Genomic DNA, 13,443 nt, shown 5'->3' with positions numbered 1-13,443 from the left:
AAGGATCTTCTCAGTGTTAAACCGGTATCCCTTGTGGAAGAACCTGATGGTGGTGTTCGCACTGCTGATCGGTTTGCTTTATGCACTTCCCAATGTGTACGGTGAAGATCCAGCGATCCAAATCTCCGGGGCGCGTGGCGCCTCGGTAGATATGTCGGCGCTGGATAAAGTCACCGCGCAACTTAATCAAGATAATCTCTCCTACAAATCTATCGCATTCGAAAATGGGACTATTCTGGTCCGGTTCCAAGACACTGAGACGCAAATCAGTGCCCGCGATTTAATGAATCAATCTTTGGGTGATGACTACGTTGTTGCTCTCAACCTTGCCCCATCAACGCCTCAGTGGCTGGAAATGCTGGGGGCATCACCCATGAAACTTGGTCTTGACCTGCGTGGTGGTGTTCATTTCCTGATGGAAGTGGATATGGATGCGGCCATGGATAAGCTGCTGACCCAACAGGAAGAGGCGTTCCGTACCGAGCTGCGTGAAGCCCGCATTCGTTACCGTTCGATTGATATCAAAGAGAATGGTGTTGAAGTGCGACTGCGTAATGAAGAGCAGGTTCAGCAGGCAAGACGTGAACTGTCCAAGTTACATCAGGACATGGTGTTCAGCGAAGGCAGCGGTTTCTCACTGAATGCACAATTTACCGAAGGCCGTTTGCAGGAAATCCGCAATTACGCCGTTGCTCAGAACATTACGATTCTGCGTAACCGGGTGAATGAACTGGGTGTTGCCGAGCCGCTGGTTCAGCGTCAGGGTGCAAACCGTATTGTTGTTGAATTACCGGGTGTTCAGGATACTGCACGTGCGAAAGAGATTCTGGGAGCAACTGCGACCCTGGAATTCCGTGAAGTCGATACTGGCGTTGATCTGGCCGCTGCTGCGTCAGGACGAGTACCGCCGGGCAGCGAAGTGAAATCCTCGCGTGAAGGTAATCCGGTTGTCTTGAAAAAACGTGTGATTCTTGAGGGTGCACACATCACAGACTCCACTTCCGGCAGTGATGAATATGGCCGTCCTCAGGTCAGCATCAAGCTGGACAGCGAAGGTGGCAGCAAAATGACCGCGTTCTCACGGAATAACGTGGGTAAGCTGATGGCCACGCTGTTTATCGAATATAAAGACAGCGGCAAGCGCACTCCGGAAGGCAAGGTGATTCTGGAGAAACATGAAGAAGTGATCAACCAGGCCACGATTCAGACGGTGCTGGGACGTGACTTCCGGATTACGGGAATTGATACCCCGGCTGAAGCGCAAAATCTGTCTCTGCTGCTCCGTGCCGGTGCACTGATTGCCCCAATCTCAATTGTTGAAGAACGGACAATTGGTCCATCAATGGGACAGCAAAACATCGACATGGGGATCCAGGCTTGTATCTGGGGCATGGTCGCAGTGATGTTGTTCACCCTGATGTACTACCGCAAGTTCGGTCTGATCGCTAATATGGCACTGGCCATGAACCTGATTCTGATCATTGGTGTGATGTCGATGATTCCGGGGGCGACGATGACGTTGCCGGGGATCGCCGGTATTGTTCTGACCGTTGGTATGGCGGTGGATGCCAACGTCTTGATCTTCGAGCGGATTCGTGAAGAGCTGCGCGAAGGACGGAGTCCGCAACAGGCGATTCAGCAAGGTTACGCGAATGCCTTCAGTACGATTGCAGATGCCAACATTACCACGTTAATCACCGCGATCATCCTGTTTGCTGTGGGAACCGGGGCAATCAAAGGCTTCGCAGTCACTCTGTCTATCGGTATTCTGACGTCAATGTTTACGGCCATTATCGGGACCCGCATGCTGGTGAACCTGCTGTATGGCGGCAAACGTATTGATAAGTTGTCGATCTAAGGAGACGCTGACATGTTTCAAATCTTGAAAGCGGATAAAGTGATCGACTTTATGCGTTGGTCAAAACTGGCCTTTGTGTTGTCTGCCGTCATGATCATTGCCTCGATTGGCGTGGTTGCGACCAAAGGCATGAACTGGGGGCTGGACTTTACCGGTGGTACGCTGATTGAAGTCGGCTTTGAGAATCCGGCTGATCTGGAGCAAATTCGTCAATCACTGGAAACGGCTGGTTTTGGCGATGCGATCGTTCAGAACTTTGGCACGGCCCGTGATGTCATGGTGCGTTTGCAGCCGCGTGAAGGCGTTGCTGGCGAAACACTGGGTAATCAGGTGCTGGATGCCCTGCGTGATGGGACGCATCAGCAAGTGGAAATGCGACGGATCGAATTTGTTGGCCCGAATGTTGGTGATGAACTGGCAGAAGCGGGCGGTATGGCGATTCTGGTCTCGTTGATTTGTATTTTGCTCTACGTTTCTATGCGCTTTGAATGGCGTTTGGCTGCGGGTGCTGTTCTGTCACTGACACACGATGTCATTATCACGATTGGTATCTTTTCTCTGCTGCAGATTGAAGTTGACCTGACCATAGTTGCGGCACTGCTGACCGTTGTCGGTTACTCACTCAACGATACCATCGTGGTGTTCGACCGGATTCGGGAAAACTTCCGGAAGATGCGTAAAGGCGGCCCGGCAGATATCATGAACAACTCCATCACACAAACATTAAGCCGGACGCTGATCACGTCAGGAACAACCTTGTTTGTTGTGATTGCACTGTTCATGAAAGGTGGCACCATGATCCACGGTTTTGCAACCGCATTGCTGATTGGTATCACGGTTGGTACTTACTCTTCTATTTATGTGGCTTCTGCACTGGCGCTGAAACTGGGGATTACCCGTGAGCACCTGATGCCACCAAAAGTTGAGAAGGAAGGCGAAGAATTTGATGCGATACCTTAAGGCAGGTATCTGGTGGTCAGTTCGCTGACCACTGTTCTTCAGTCGAAAAAAAGCCCCGGCCATTCAGCCGGGGCTTTTTCAGTTCTGAGGTCCCTGTTCGGGATCAGCCAGACTTATTTTTTCAGCGCTTCGCTGCCGTGTTCACGGATCTTGGACAGAATCGGTTTCACAACGCGAACGTTACCCGCCACGATGTTGCCGGACACCAGGTAGTTTGTGTTCCCAGTGAAGTCAGTACAAATTGCGCCTGCTTCACGTGCAATCAGTTCACCTGCAGCCATTTCCCATGGCTTTTGGCCCAGTTTGAAAACGCCGTCAACGCGGCCGGCTGCCAGATAACACAGATCCAGCGCAGTCGAACCGGACTGACGCATGTCATCACATTCAATAAACATGGCGTGCTGAATTTTTGAATAGCTTTCAGCGTGTTGTTTTGCCGCAAAAGGCAGGCCAGTTGCCAGAATGGTACCGGTCAGGTCACGTGGCTGAGAGGCACGGATACGCTGGTTGTTCAGCTGCGCGCCAGAACCACGAGTTGCAGTGAACAGTTCGTTACGGGAAGGATCATAAACAGCAGCAACTTCGGTGCGACCACGCATACGCAGGGCAACAGAAATTGCAAAGTGCGGCAAGCCGCGAACGAAGTTATTGGTGCCATCCACCGGGTCGATGATCCATTGGCATTCTTTGTCACGGCCTTCCTTTGTGCCAGACTCAGCACCCACGATACAGTGCTCAGGATAGGATTTCAGAATCGTGTCGATGATCATCGCTTCTGCTTCGTGATCGATATTGGTGACAACATCGTTGCCTTTTTTACTGACTTCAATGCCTTGTGGTTTTTCTAAAGACTTAGCGACATGGTCACCGGCTTTACGTACAGCACGGATCGCGATATTGAGCATCGGATGCATAGGATCTTCCCAACGGATGTTAAAGAACTAAAAAGCGGCGGGGAGTATATCAGAGACTGTGCAAAAGGGAAGCGGTTATTTTTCGTACGAAACTGACTATGCATATCTGTCCAATGTCTCTCTGATAATGTTTTCCCCACTTTAGGATTGGCTGTGCTAAAATCCCCCGGTTTTGGAATCAGAGTTGGAAAACACACCTTCATGTTAGAGCAAATCCGCGTGGTGCTGGTGGGCACCTCTCATTCAGGAAATATTGGTTCAGCGGCACGCGCCATGAAAGTGATGGGATTAAGTCAGCTGGTGCTGGTCGAACCGGCCTGTGAAATTGACGGACAGGCAATCGCACTGGCTGCCGGCGCGGCAGACATCGTTGAAAATGCCAGCGTTGTTGGCAGCCTGGACGAGGCGATTGCCGACTGCGGTCTGGTGATTGGCTCCAGTGCGCGCTCCCGCAGCCTGGAATGGCCGCAACTGAATCCGCGTGAGTGCGGTCTTCAATCGATTGAAGAAGCGCCTTCTCATCCGGTTGCGCTGCTGTTTGGACGTGAGCGGACCGGCCTGACCAATGAAGAGCTGCAAAAGTGCCACTGCCATGTGTATATTCCGGCAAACCCGGAGTACAGCTCGCTGAATCTGGCCATGGCGGTGCAGACAATCAGTTATGAAGTCCGGATGGCTTATCTGGCCAAAGAAGCGCAGGCATTCCCGGCAGAAGAGACGTTGGCGGAATATCCGAGAACCATGGAACTGGAGAAGTTCTTCGATCATCTGCAGGAAGTCATGGCGCAGACCCAGTTTATCAGCAACCGTTCCGGCATGGTGATGCAAAAACTTCGCCGTTTGTTTGTTCGGGCCAGACCGGAAGAACAGGAGCTGAATATTCTGCGAGGCATCCTGTCTTCAGTACAAAAATCCCTCTCTGGACAGAAAAAATAACCATAAATGAACAAGATAAAACCTGACTGTTTTACTCAGGTATATACTTGACCAAATTAGTCAGGTATGCGACACTGCTGCCATAGATTGAAGTGGGTAGCGGTGTGTTATGAGATTGACATCAAAAGGACGGTATGCAGTCACAGCCATGTTAGATGTGGCACTGCATTCTCAGGAAGGTCCGGTGCCTCTGGCAGATATTTCAGAGCGCCAGGGGATATCACTGTCTTATCTTGAGCAATTATTTGCTCGCTTGCGCAAAGCCGGTTTGGTTGCGAGTGTTCGCGGACCTGGTGGCGGCTATCGCTTGGGTGAAGAAGCGCATCAGATTGCAGTAGGCACTGTCATTGCTGCTGTCGACGAATCTGTTGACGCAACGAAATGTCACGGGAAAGGCGATTGTCAGGGCGGCGTACGCTGTCTGACCCATACCCTCTGGCATGATTTGAGCACCCGAATCAGTGACTTCCTGAACAATATTACGCTCGGTGAGCTGATGCAGGATAATGACGTTATCGAAGTTTCGGATCGTCAGGACCAACGCCTTCAGAAATCGTCCTTTGGAAATAAAAATACACACGACAGCGCCACTATAGGTGTCGATGTTCGCTCCTAGCGCCCAGCGGCCCGTGTTTTTGGAGATGAAGATGAAACTGCCAATATATTTAGATTATTCTGCGACTTGCCCTGTTGATCCACGTGTTGCCGAGAAAATGGTGCAATGCATGACAATGGACGGAAACTTCGGTAACCCGGCGTCCCGTTCTCATCGTTTCGGCTGGCAAGCCGAAGAAGCAGTCGATACTGCCCGTGAGCAAGTGGCTGACCTGCTGAATGCTGATCCACGCGAGATCGTATTCACGTCAGGTGCAACAGAATCTGATAACTTGGCGATTAAAGGTGTTGCACACTTTTACGCGAAGAAAGGTAAGCACATCATTACCTGCAAAACCGAGCACAAAGCAGTTCTGGATCCATGTCGCCAACTGGAGCGTGAAGGCTTTGAGGTGACTTATCTGGAGCCTGAAACCAATGGTCTGATCGATCTGGCGAAACTGCGTGATGCCATTCGCGAAGACACCATTCTGGTTTCGATTATGCACGTGAACAATGAAATCGGTGTGATTCAAGACATCACAGCGATCGGTGAAATCTGCCGCGAAAACGGTGTAATTTTCCACGTGGACGCTGCGCAATCTGCAGGCAAACTGCCAATTGATGTTCAGGAAATGAAAGTTGACCTGATCTCTTTGTCTGCACACAAAGTTTATGGCCCGAAAGGGATTGGCGCACTTTATGTTCGTCGTAAGCCGCGTATCCGTCTGGAAGCGCAGATGCATGGTGGTGGTCATGAGCGCGGTATGCGTTCAGGGACTCTGGCAACACATCAGATCGTGGGCATGGGCGAAGCATTCCGTATTGCAAAAGAAGATATGGACAAAGATCGTCAGCACGCACTGGCACTGCGCAACCGCCTGCTGGACGGTGTGAAAGACATCGAAGCGATGACGGTCAACGGTGACCTGGAGCAACGTGTTCCGAACAACCTGAACATCAGCTTTGCTTTTGTTGAAGGTGAGTCGCTGTTGATGGCGCTGAAAGACCTGGCGGTTTCTTCAGGTTCTGCCTGTACTTCTGCAAGTCTGGAGCCTTCTTATGTACTGCGTGCATTGGGTCTGGACGACGAGCTGGCACACAGTTCAATCCGCTTCTCTTTCGGTCGATTCACAACGGAAGAAGAAGTAGACTACGCAATTTCGCAAATCAGTTCCGCAGTCAACAAACTGCGTGAGATGTCACCGCTTTGGGATATGTACAAAGAGGGAATCGATCTGAACACAGTTGAGTGGGCGCACCACTAAGTTGCGATCTGCACGAATTCGAGGAAACTACCATGGCATATAGTGACAAAGTAATTGATCATTATGAGAATCCACGTAACGTGGGCTCTTTTGATAAAGATGACAAAAACATCGGTAGCGGTATGGTGGGTGCACCAGCCTGTGGCGATGTGATGAAACTGCAAATCAAGGTATCTGATGAAGGTATCATTGAAGATGCACGCTTTAAAACATACGGTTGTGGTTCAGCAATCGCATCCAGCTCTCTGATCACTGAGTGGGTCAAAGGGAAGACACTGGACGAAGCTGCATCGATCAAAAACTCAGCCATTGCTGAAGAGCTGGAACTGCCTCCTGTGAAGGTACACTGCTCGATTCTGGCAGAGGACGCCATCAAGGCGGCAGTCAGCGATTACAAAAAGAAACATCAAAGCAATTAATGAAATAAGGGTTGTTGTTTATGGCCATTACCATCACTGAAGCGGCAGCGAGCCGTGTTGCGGCTTTTCTGGAAAATCGAGGCAAAGGCATTGGCTTGCGTCTGGGGGTCCGGACATCAGGATGTTCTGGTATGGCCTATGTCCTTGAGTTCGTAGACGAACTGGATGAAGGAGATCAGATTTTCGAGCAACATGGTGTGAAAGTCATTGTGGATGCCAAAAGTCTGGTTTATCTGGAAGGGACAGAGCTGGATTTTGCCAAAGAAGGGCTGAATGAAGGTTTTCAATTCAACAACCCGAATGTATCCAGCGAATGTGGTTGTGGTGAAAGCTTCAACGTTTAATATTTGCTGACGGCAGACCCTGCCAGGGCGCGGACCCTCAGTGCCGCGCCACTTGCTTGTAAACCGATATCAGACGCCATATGAATCATTTCGAACTCTTTGGGCTACCTTTCCAATTTGAATTGGACGGTAGCCTTCTTGCCACTCGCTTCCGCGAATTACAACGCCGATTTCATCCGGACAATTTTGCGACCGCTTCAGAGCGTGACCGATTGATGGCTGTCCAGAAGGCAGCGCAAATCAATGATGCATTCCAGACGCTGAAAAATCCGGTTTCCCGTGCGGAGTATATGCTGGCAGAGAACGGCGTGGATATCCGTGCTGAGCAGCAAACCCTGCAGGATCCAGAATTTCTGATGCAGCAAATGGAACTGCGCGAAGCTTTGGAAGAGATTCCTTCCGCTGCTGATCCGCAAGCGGCTCTGTTTGATTTTGATCAGCAGGCCGTACGTTTGCAAAAAGCCCAGCTCAGTGAGCTGAAGGCCTTGCTGGAATCCGGTGAGTGGGAACCAGCAGCCAATGCAGTGCGAAAACTGAAGTTTATCGACAAACTGCGTACTGAAGTCGAGCGTCTTGAAGAGAGCATGTTCGACGACTAACTCTTTCAACTCTATTCCAGCGAAAGCCCACAGGAAGGACAATGGCACTGTTACAGATTGCTGAACCCGGTCAAAGTGCTGCACCGCATGAACATAAACTCGCGGTGGGGATTGATCTGGGAACAACCAACTCCCTCGTTGCTGCGGTTCGTAGCGGCGTGGCTGAGACTCTGCCAGACGAGCAAGGCAAGTCAATTTTACCCTCTGTCGTTCATTACGATGCGGACACGATTCGCGTGGGTGAACCCGCAAAATCACTCGCTCAACAAGATCCGGCGAATACCATCATTTCAGTCAAGCGAATGATGGGTCGTTCTCTGGCTGATATTCAGCAACGCTATCCGAATCTGCCTTATCAGTTTGAAGCGTCTGAATCCGGCTTGCCTCAGGTCGTGACCCGTCAAGGGAAAGTGAATCCGGTTCAGGTGTCTGCCGATATCCTGAAACACCTGAGTGAGCGTGCTAAAGCGACACTAGGCGGCGAACTTGAAGGGGTGGTGATTACGGTCCCTGCATATTTTGATGATGCTCAGCGCGCCGGAACCAAAGATGCGGCAGCGCTGGCTAATCTTAAAGTCCTGCGTTTACTGAATGAGCCGACAGCGGCTGCGATTGCCTATGGCCTGGATTCAGGTCAGGAAGGCGTAATCGCTGTATATGACCTGGGCGGGGGGACTTTCGATATCTCCATTCTGCGTTTGTCGAAAGGTGTTTTCGAAGTTCTGGCAACGGGGGGCGACACCGCACTGGGCGGGGACGACTTCGACCATCTGCTGAGCGACTGGATTCTGGCCCAAAGTGGCCACGAAGCGACACTGACGGCGTCTGAGCGTCGTGCGCTGCATGATGTGTCCACCGCTGCTAAAATCGCGCTGTCTGATCAGGATCAGGCTGACATTGATGTGCTGGGCTGGCAGGGAACGATTTCCCGGGTACAGTTTGATGCGCTGATTCAGCCATTGGTGAAAAAGACGTTGATGTCATGTCGCCGTGCTGTAAAAGATGCCGGTATCGATCTGGATGAAGTGATTGAAACTGTCATGGTGGGCGGTTCAACCCGCGTTCCGCTGGTACGGGACATGGTCGGAGGTTTCTTCGGAAAAACGCCACTGACTTCAATCGATCCGGATAAAGTCGTTGCGATTGGTGCTGCGATTCAGGCCGATATTCTGGCTGGGAATAAGCCTGATTCAGAAATGCTGCTGCTGGATGTGATCCCGCTTTCTCTGGGTATCGAAACCATGGGCGGCATGATCGAGAAAATTATTCCACGCAATACCACCATTCCGGTGGCCCGCGCTCAAGAGTTCACCACGTTTAAAGACGGCCAGACAGCGATGTCGGTTCATGTGGTGCAGGGTGAACGGGAAATGGTGGCAGATTGCCGTTCACTGGCGCGCTTTACCCTGCGTGGCATTCCTGCCATGGCTGCGGGCGCGGCACACATTCGCGTGACCTATCAGGTGGATGCGGATGGACTGCTGTCGGTGAATGCGATGGAAAAAAGCTCTGGTGTTCAGTCATCCATTCAGGTGAAACCTTCCTATGGTCTGACGGATAACGAAATCGCCGACATGATTCGCGACTCAATGACACATGCCCGCGAAGATAAAGATGCGCGGGCGCTGGCCGAACAGCGTGTCGAAGCGGACCGTGTGCTTGAGGGGCTGATTGCTGCGCTGGCTGCCGATGGTGAGACGCTGCTGTCGAAAGAAGAGCGTGATGCACTGGAAGCCGTGATGATGGAGCTGGTTCAATTGCGGCAGGGAGAAGACCCACGCGCCATTGAAGCTGGTATTAAGAAAACAGATAAAGCAAGCCAGGAATTTGCCGCGCGCCGGATGGATAAATCCATTCGAGAGGCACTGGCCGGTCAATCGATTGATGAGGTTTAGGCATGCCTAAAATTGTTGTATTACCCCATGTAGAACTGTGCCCGGAAGGGGCGGTACTGGAAGCCAAGAGCGGCGAAACCGTATTGGATGTCGCCCTGCGTAACGGGATTGGTATTGAACATGCCTGCGAGAAATCCTGCGCTTGTACAACGTGCCACGTGATTATCCGTGAAGGCTTTGACTCTCTTGACGAAAGTGAAGAGCTGGAAGATGACATGCTGGATAAAGCCTGGGGACTGGAACCTGAATCCCGTCTGGGCTGCCAGGCCATTGTGGCCGAAGAAGATCTGGTTGTAGAGATCCCGCGCTACACCATTAACCTTGCCAGCGAAAACCACTAATCTCCCTCCAGCCCGTTCACGTGCCGTGAGCGGGCTTGCTACACTCTAAAGACTTCTTCTTTTCATCAAAGACCTGCAGGTGAAATCATGGGACTGAAGTGGACGGATTCAAGAGAACTTGCCTTAGCCTTAATTGATGCGCATCCAGATGTCGATCCGCAGCAAATCCATTTTGTCGATTTGCGGGACTGGATCCTGGCGCTGGACGTCTTTGATGATGATCCGAAACACTGCGGTGAAAAAGTGTTAGAAGCGGTACAATTGTGCTGGATGGAGGAGATGGACTAACGCTGATTGCAACAATAGTCGATCATTCTCTTAATCTTGCTGCAAATGCCTTGTTTATTTGTGATTTTGTCGGCAAGGTGAACCAATCGCTTACGATTGTCAGTTCGGGCCAATCTTTTACCTGTAACCGACAAAGCTTTCCAGCGGGCCCTGAGGTCCGCTTTGTTGTTTTTTCGCACGGCTTATCTTGCTTCTTGCCGGAGCGACCCCCATAACCATGAATATTTGACGGGCGATGCAGTGCATTGACCTGAAAAAGCATGACCCACGGGTACAGAGCCAGGTGCTCTGATGAGATAAGCATGCCGTCGGCTGTGTTGAACACGGTATCCGGCGATGATTCGAGGAGTTTTTCATGTCTGCCACTATGTCAGTCTTCCTGACCGAAGAAACCGCAGCAGCGCAATGGGGCGAGAACGCCCTGATTTCCTTTACTGCTGAAGGTGTCCAAATTCATATCACCAATGATGATGTGCTCAACACGATTCAGCGGGCCGGTCGCCTGCTGGACGGACAGGGGATCAAACAGGTCAGCCTCAGTGGAGAGGACTGGGATCTGGAAACGATCTGGTCGTTTATTCAGGGACACCGGAACGCGAAGGCGGGCAATCAGGTCAGCTGGACTGCACTGGAAGATGCCGACGAGGCTGAACTTCAGGCGCGTCTGACTGCAACCAATTGGGTGCGCGATATCATCAACCAGAGTGCCGAGGTCGTGAATCCGTCTCATCTGGCAAATCGCGCGGGCGAATTTATCAAATCACTGGCCCCGGATCAGGTCACTTATAAAGTGATTAAAGGCAATGATTTGCTGGATGAAGGCTGGGTGGGCATTCACACGGTTGGCCGGGGTTCTGAGCGTTCGCCTGCTATGCTGATTCTGGATTACAACCCAACGGGGGATGCTGAAGCACCTGTGTTCGCTTGTCTGGTGGGTAAGGGAATTACCTTTGACTCCGGCGGCTACAGCATGAAACCGTCTGCGGGTATGGCTTCGATGAAAGCCGACATGGGTGGTTCAGCCATGGCGACCGGTGGTCTTGCACTGGCGATTGCCCGTGGCGTGGAAAAGCGGATCAAGCTGGTTCTGTGCTGCGCTGAAAACATGGTCTCTGGCCGTGCCTTTAAACTGGGTGACATCATTACCTATAAAAATGGCAAGACAGTTGAAATCCTCAATACTGACGCCGAAGGCCGACTGGTGCTGGCAGATGGTCTGATTTACGCCAGTGCCCAGAAGCCAAGCCTGATTATTGACTGTGCAACCCTGACGGGTGCCGCGAAAAATGCGCTGGGTAACGACTATCATGCACTGTTCAGTTTTGATCACGGCATGGCGCAAAGAGCGCTGATCGCGGCCAGTGAAGAGCATGAAGGCCTGTGGCCATTGCCGCTGGGCGAGCACCACCGTCGAATGATGCCGTCCGGGTTTGCGGATCTGGCTAATATTTCAAGCGGTGACTTTATGCCGGGCGCAAGCACAGCGGCGGCATTCCTGTCTTACTTTGTCGAAGACTACAAACAAGGCTGGTTGCATTTAGACTGCAGTGGTACATACCGCAAGTCGGCCAGTGATAAGTGGGGCGTCGGTGCAACAGGTATGGGGGTTCGCACACTGGCAAATCTTCTGGCGCAGGACATTTAACTTTATCTTTGAATTGAATTGACGCACAACAGGTTAACCTGTTGTGCGTTTTAACGCAGGGAACACCGTTATGCTTACCGTATTACTTTCCGCTGAACCGAGTCAGGGTGTCTGGGGCGACAAGGCGCTGGTTTCTTATCACAACGACAGTGCAGTGATTCACTTTCAGGGTGATTTTGTGCTGCGCCGCATCCAGCAGGCTGCCCGCCAGCTGTCCAACCAGGGAGCAACACAGGTTAGCTTGAGCGGCGATGGCTGGAGCTATGAGCGTCAGTGGGCGTTTTACTGTGGCTTTGTTGCACCCCGGAAAGCTGTTGAAGTGCAGTGGGCGTCTGACGATGAAGATGAAATCGAGCTGCTGAATGCGCGCCGCCGCAGCGCGGAATGGGTGCGTCAGGTGGTGAACGCGACTCCGGAAGATATGTATCCGGAGAAGCTGGCGAAAGACGCAGTTACTTTCCTGGAAAATATTGCCGGCAACCGCATCAGCCATGACATTCTGGTGGGTGACGAACTGCTGAGCGAAGGCTGGATCGGGACACACAGTGTTGGCCGCGCGAGCAGCCGCCCGCCAGTCATGCTGACGCTGGATTACAACCCGACTGGCGACGCCGATGCCCCGATTCATGCTTGTCTGGTCGGGAAAGGGATCACCTTCGATTCCGGGGGTTACAGCATCAAGCCAAGTGCAGGCATGGTTGCGATGAAATGTGACATGGGTGGCGCTGCGACTGTTGCAGCGGCACTGGCGTATGCGATTGAGCAGGGCCTGAAGAAGCGTGTGAAACTAATTCTGTGCTGTGCTGAAAACATGGTTGCCGGGAACGCCTATAAACTGGGCGACGTGCTGACTTACAAGAATGGCCTGACGGTAGAAGTCGTGAATACAGATGCGGAAGGTCGTCTGGTTCTGGCTGATGGCCTGCTCAAAGCCAGCGAAATGAAAGCACCATTGATCATTGATGCCGCGACGTTGACAGGCGCAGCAATGATGGCTGTTGGTCAGGACTACAATGCTATTTTCTCGATGCAACCTGAACTGCTGAGAAAAGCACAGCAGTTGTCTGAGCTGGTCAATGAACCGGCATGGCCGTTGCCGCTTCAGAAATGGCACCAGAGCTATTGCCCGTCAGACTATGCGGATACCGCGAACAGCCGGACGGTGAAAGGCGGTGGTATGGGCGGCGCTTCGAATGCGGCAGCGTTCCTGTCTCGTTTCGTCAGTGATGACAGCCGCTGGGTACATTTTGACCTGGCTTCCTGCTTCCGGGATGGTGCGGATGCCCGTTGGGCAGCCGGCGCGACCGGTCTGGGGGTAGCGAATATTGCTGCCTTGCTGTTACAGTAAGGCTCAGAGGGCAGGGAAGCCTGCCCGCCTGAAG

14 protein-coding genes are annotated in these 13,443 nt (G+C 52.0%); 13 read left to right on the top strand and 1 reads right to left on the bottom strand.

Translation table 11 applies throughout. From position 1 onward, the window contains the following. The first annotated feature begins 13 nt into the window (after positions 1 to 13). Together secD and secF are read left to right on the top strand one after the other, a co-directional pair. Positions 14 to 1,858 carry a protein translocase subunit SecD gene (gene secD, locus Q4579_RS00365; RefSeq protein WP_303560771.1) on the top strand — a complete coding sequence of 615 codons (1,845 nt, stop codon included), beginning with the start codon at positions 14 to 16 and terminating at the stop codon, positions 1,856 to 1,858. 12 nt (positions 1,859 to 1,870) lie between these two features. Continuing rightward, positions 1,871 to 2,818 carry a protein translocase subunit SecF gene (gene secF, locus Q4579_RS00360; protein WP_303560769.1) on the top strand — a complete coding sequence of 316 codons (948 nt, stop codon included), beginning with the start codon at positions 1,871 to 1,873 and terminating at the stop codon, positions 2,816 to 2,818. A gap of 113 nt (positions 2,819 to 2,931) precedes the next feature. Here the strand turns inward: secF and suhB are convergent, their stop codons facing one another. Further along, positions 2,932 to 3,732: an inositol-1-monophosphatase gene (suhB, locus tag Q4579_RS00355; protein ID WP_211647321.1), complete on the bottom strand. Its 801-nt coding sequence runs from the start codon at positions 3,730 to 3,732 to the stop codon at positions 2,932 to 2,934. A gap of 201 nt (positions 3,733 to 3,933) precedes the next feature. Here suhB and trmJ point away from each other — a divergent pair, with 201 nt between their 5' ends. The 11 genes from trmJ to pepB (Q4579_RS00300) all read left to right on the top strand — a co-directional run bounded on the left by trmJ (position 3,934) and on the right by pepB (Q4579_RS00300) (position 13,409). Next, entirely contained in the window at positions 3,934 to 4,668 is a 735-nt protein-coding gene (gene trmJ / locus Q4579_RS00350) for a tRNA (cytosine(32)/uridine(32)-2'-O)-methyltransferase TrmJ (protein ID WP_303560767.1), read from the top strand. Positions 4,669 to 4,777: 109 nt separating this feature from the next. Beyond that, positions 4,778 to 5,284: a Fe-S cluster assembly transcriptional regulator IscR gene (gene iscR, locus Q4579_RS00345; RefSeq protein ID WP_303560766.1), complete on the top strand. Its 507-nt coding sequence runs from the start codon at positions 4,778 to 4,780 to the stop codon at positions 5,282 to 5,284. A 31-nt stretch (positions 5,285 to 5,315) separates the two neighbouring features. After that, positions 5,316 to 6,530, top strand: coding sequence for an IscS subfamily cysteine desulfurase (locus Q4579_RS00340; RefSeq protein WP_303560765.1), 1,215 nt, complete (start codon positions 5,316 to 5,318; stop codon positions 6,528 to 6,530). 32 nt (positions 6,531 to 6,562) lie between these two features. After that, positions 6,563 to 6,949, top strand: coding sequence for a Fe-S cluster assembly scaffold IscU (gene iscU / locus Q4579_RS00335; RefSeq protein ID WP_046218868.1), 387 nt, complete (start codon positions 6,563 to 6,565; stop codon positions 6,947 to 6,949). Positions 6,950 to 6,969: 20 nt separating this feature from the next. Further along, positions 6,970 to 7,293 carry an iron-sulfur cluster assembly protein IscA gene (gene iscA, locus Q4579_RS00330; protein WP_211647325.1) on the top strand — a complete coding sequence of 108 codons (324 nt, stop codon included), beginning with the start codon at positions 6,970 to 6,972 and terminating at the stop codon, positions 7,291 to 7,293. 80 nt (positions 7,294 to 7,373) lie between these two features. Beyond that, positions 7,374 to 7,892 carry a co-chaperone HscB gene (gene hscB, locus Q4579_RS00325; RefSeq protein ID WP_303560763.1) on the top strand — a complete coding sequence of 173 codons (519 nt, stop codon included), beginning with the start codon at positions 7,374 to 7,376 and terminating at the stop codon, positions 7,890 to 7,892. A gap of 41 nt (positions 7,893 to 7,933) precedes the next feature. Beyond that, positions 7,934 to 9,787, top strand: coding sequence for a Fe-S protein assembly chaperone HscA (gene hscA / locus Q4579_RS00320; RefSeq protein WP_303560762.1), 1,854 nt, complete (start codon positions 7,934 to 7,936; stop codon positions 9,785 to 9,787). A gap of 2 nt (positions 9,788 to 9,789) precedes the next feature. Continuing rightward, positions 9,790 to 10,128 carry an ISC system 2Fe-2S type ferredoxin gene (fdx, locus tag Q4579_RS00315; RefSeq protein ID WP_303560760.1) on the top strand — a complete coding sequence of 113 codons (339 nt, stop codon included), beginning with the start codon at positions 9,790 to 9,792 and terminating at the stop codon, positions 10,126 to 10,128. Between the two features lie 93 nt (positions 10,129 to 10,221). Further along, positions 10,222 to 10,416, top strand: coding sequence for a Fe-S cluster assembly protein IscX (gene iscX, locus Q4579_RS00310; RefSeq protein WP_368501948.1), 195 nt, complete (start codon positions 10,222 to 10,224; stop codon positions 10,414 to 10,416). Between the two features lie 355 nt (positions 10,417 to 10,771). Then, a complete protein-coding gene (pepB, locus tag Q4579_RS00305; protein ID WP_303560757.1) occupies positions 10,772 to 12,061 on the top strand; it encodes an aminopeptidase PepB in 1,290 nt (429 codons plus the stop codon). Positions 12,062 to 12,131: 70 nt separating this feature from the next. Beyond that, the gene (gene pepB / locus Q4579_RS00300) at positions 12,132 to 13,409 is read left to right on the top strand and encodes an aminopeptidase PepB (protein WP_303560755.1); all 1,278 of its coding nucleotides are present in this window, start codon (positions 12,132 to 12,134) and stop codon (positions 13,407 to 13,409) included. Positions 13,410 to 13,443 lie beyond the last annotated feature (34 nt).

The organism is Photobacterium sp. 1_MG-2023 (genome assembly GCF_030547945.1).
Classification (GTDB): Bacteria; Pseudomonadota; Gammaproteobacteria; order Enterobacterales; family Vibrionaceae; genus Photobacterium.
Note: the sequence above shows the minus strand (reverse complement) of the source record. Positions and strands in the feature narration are given on the sequence as shown.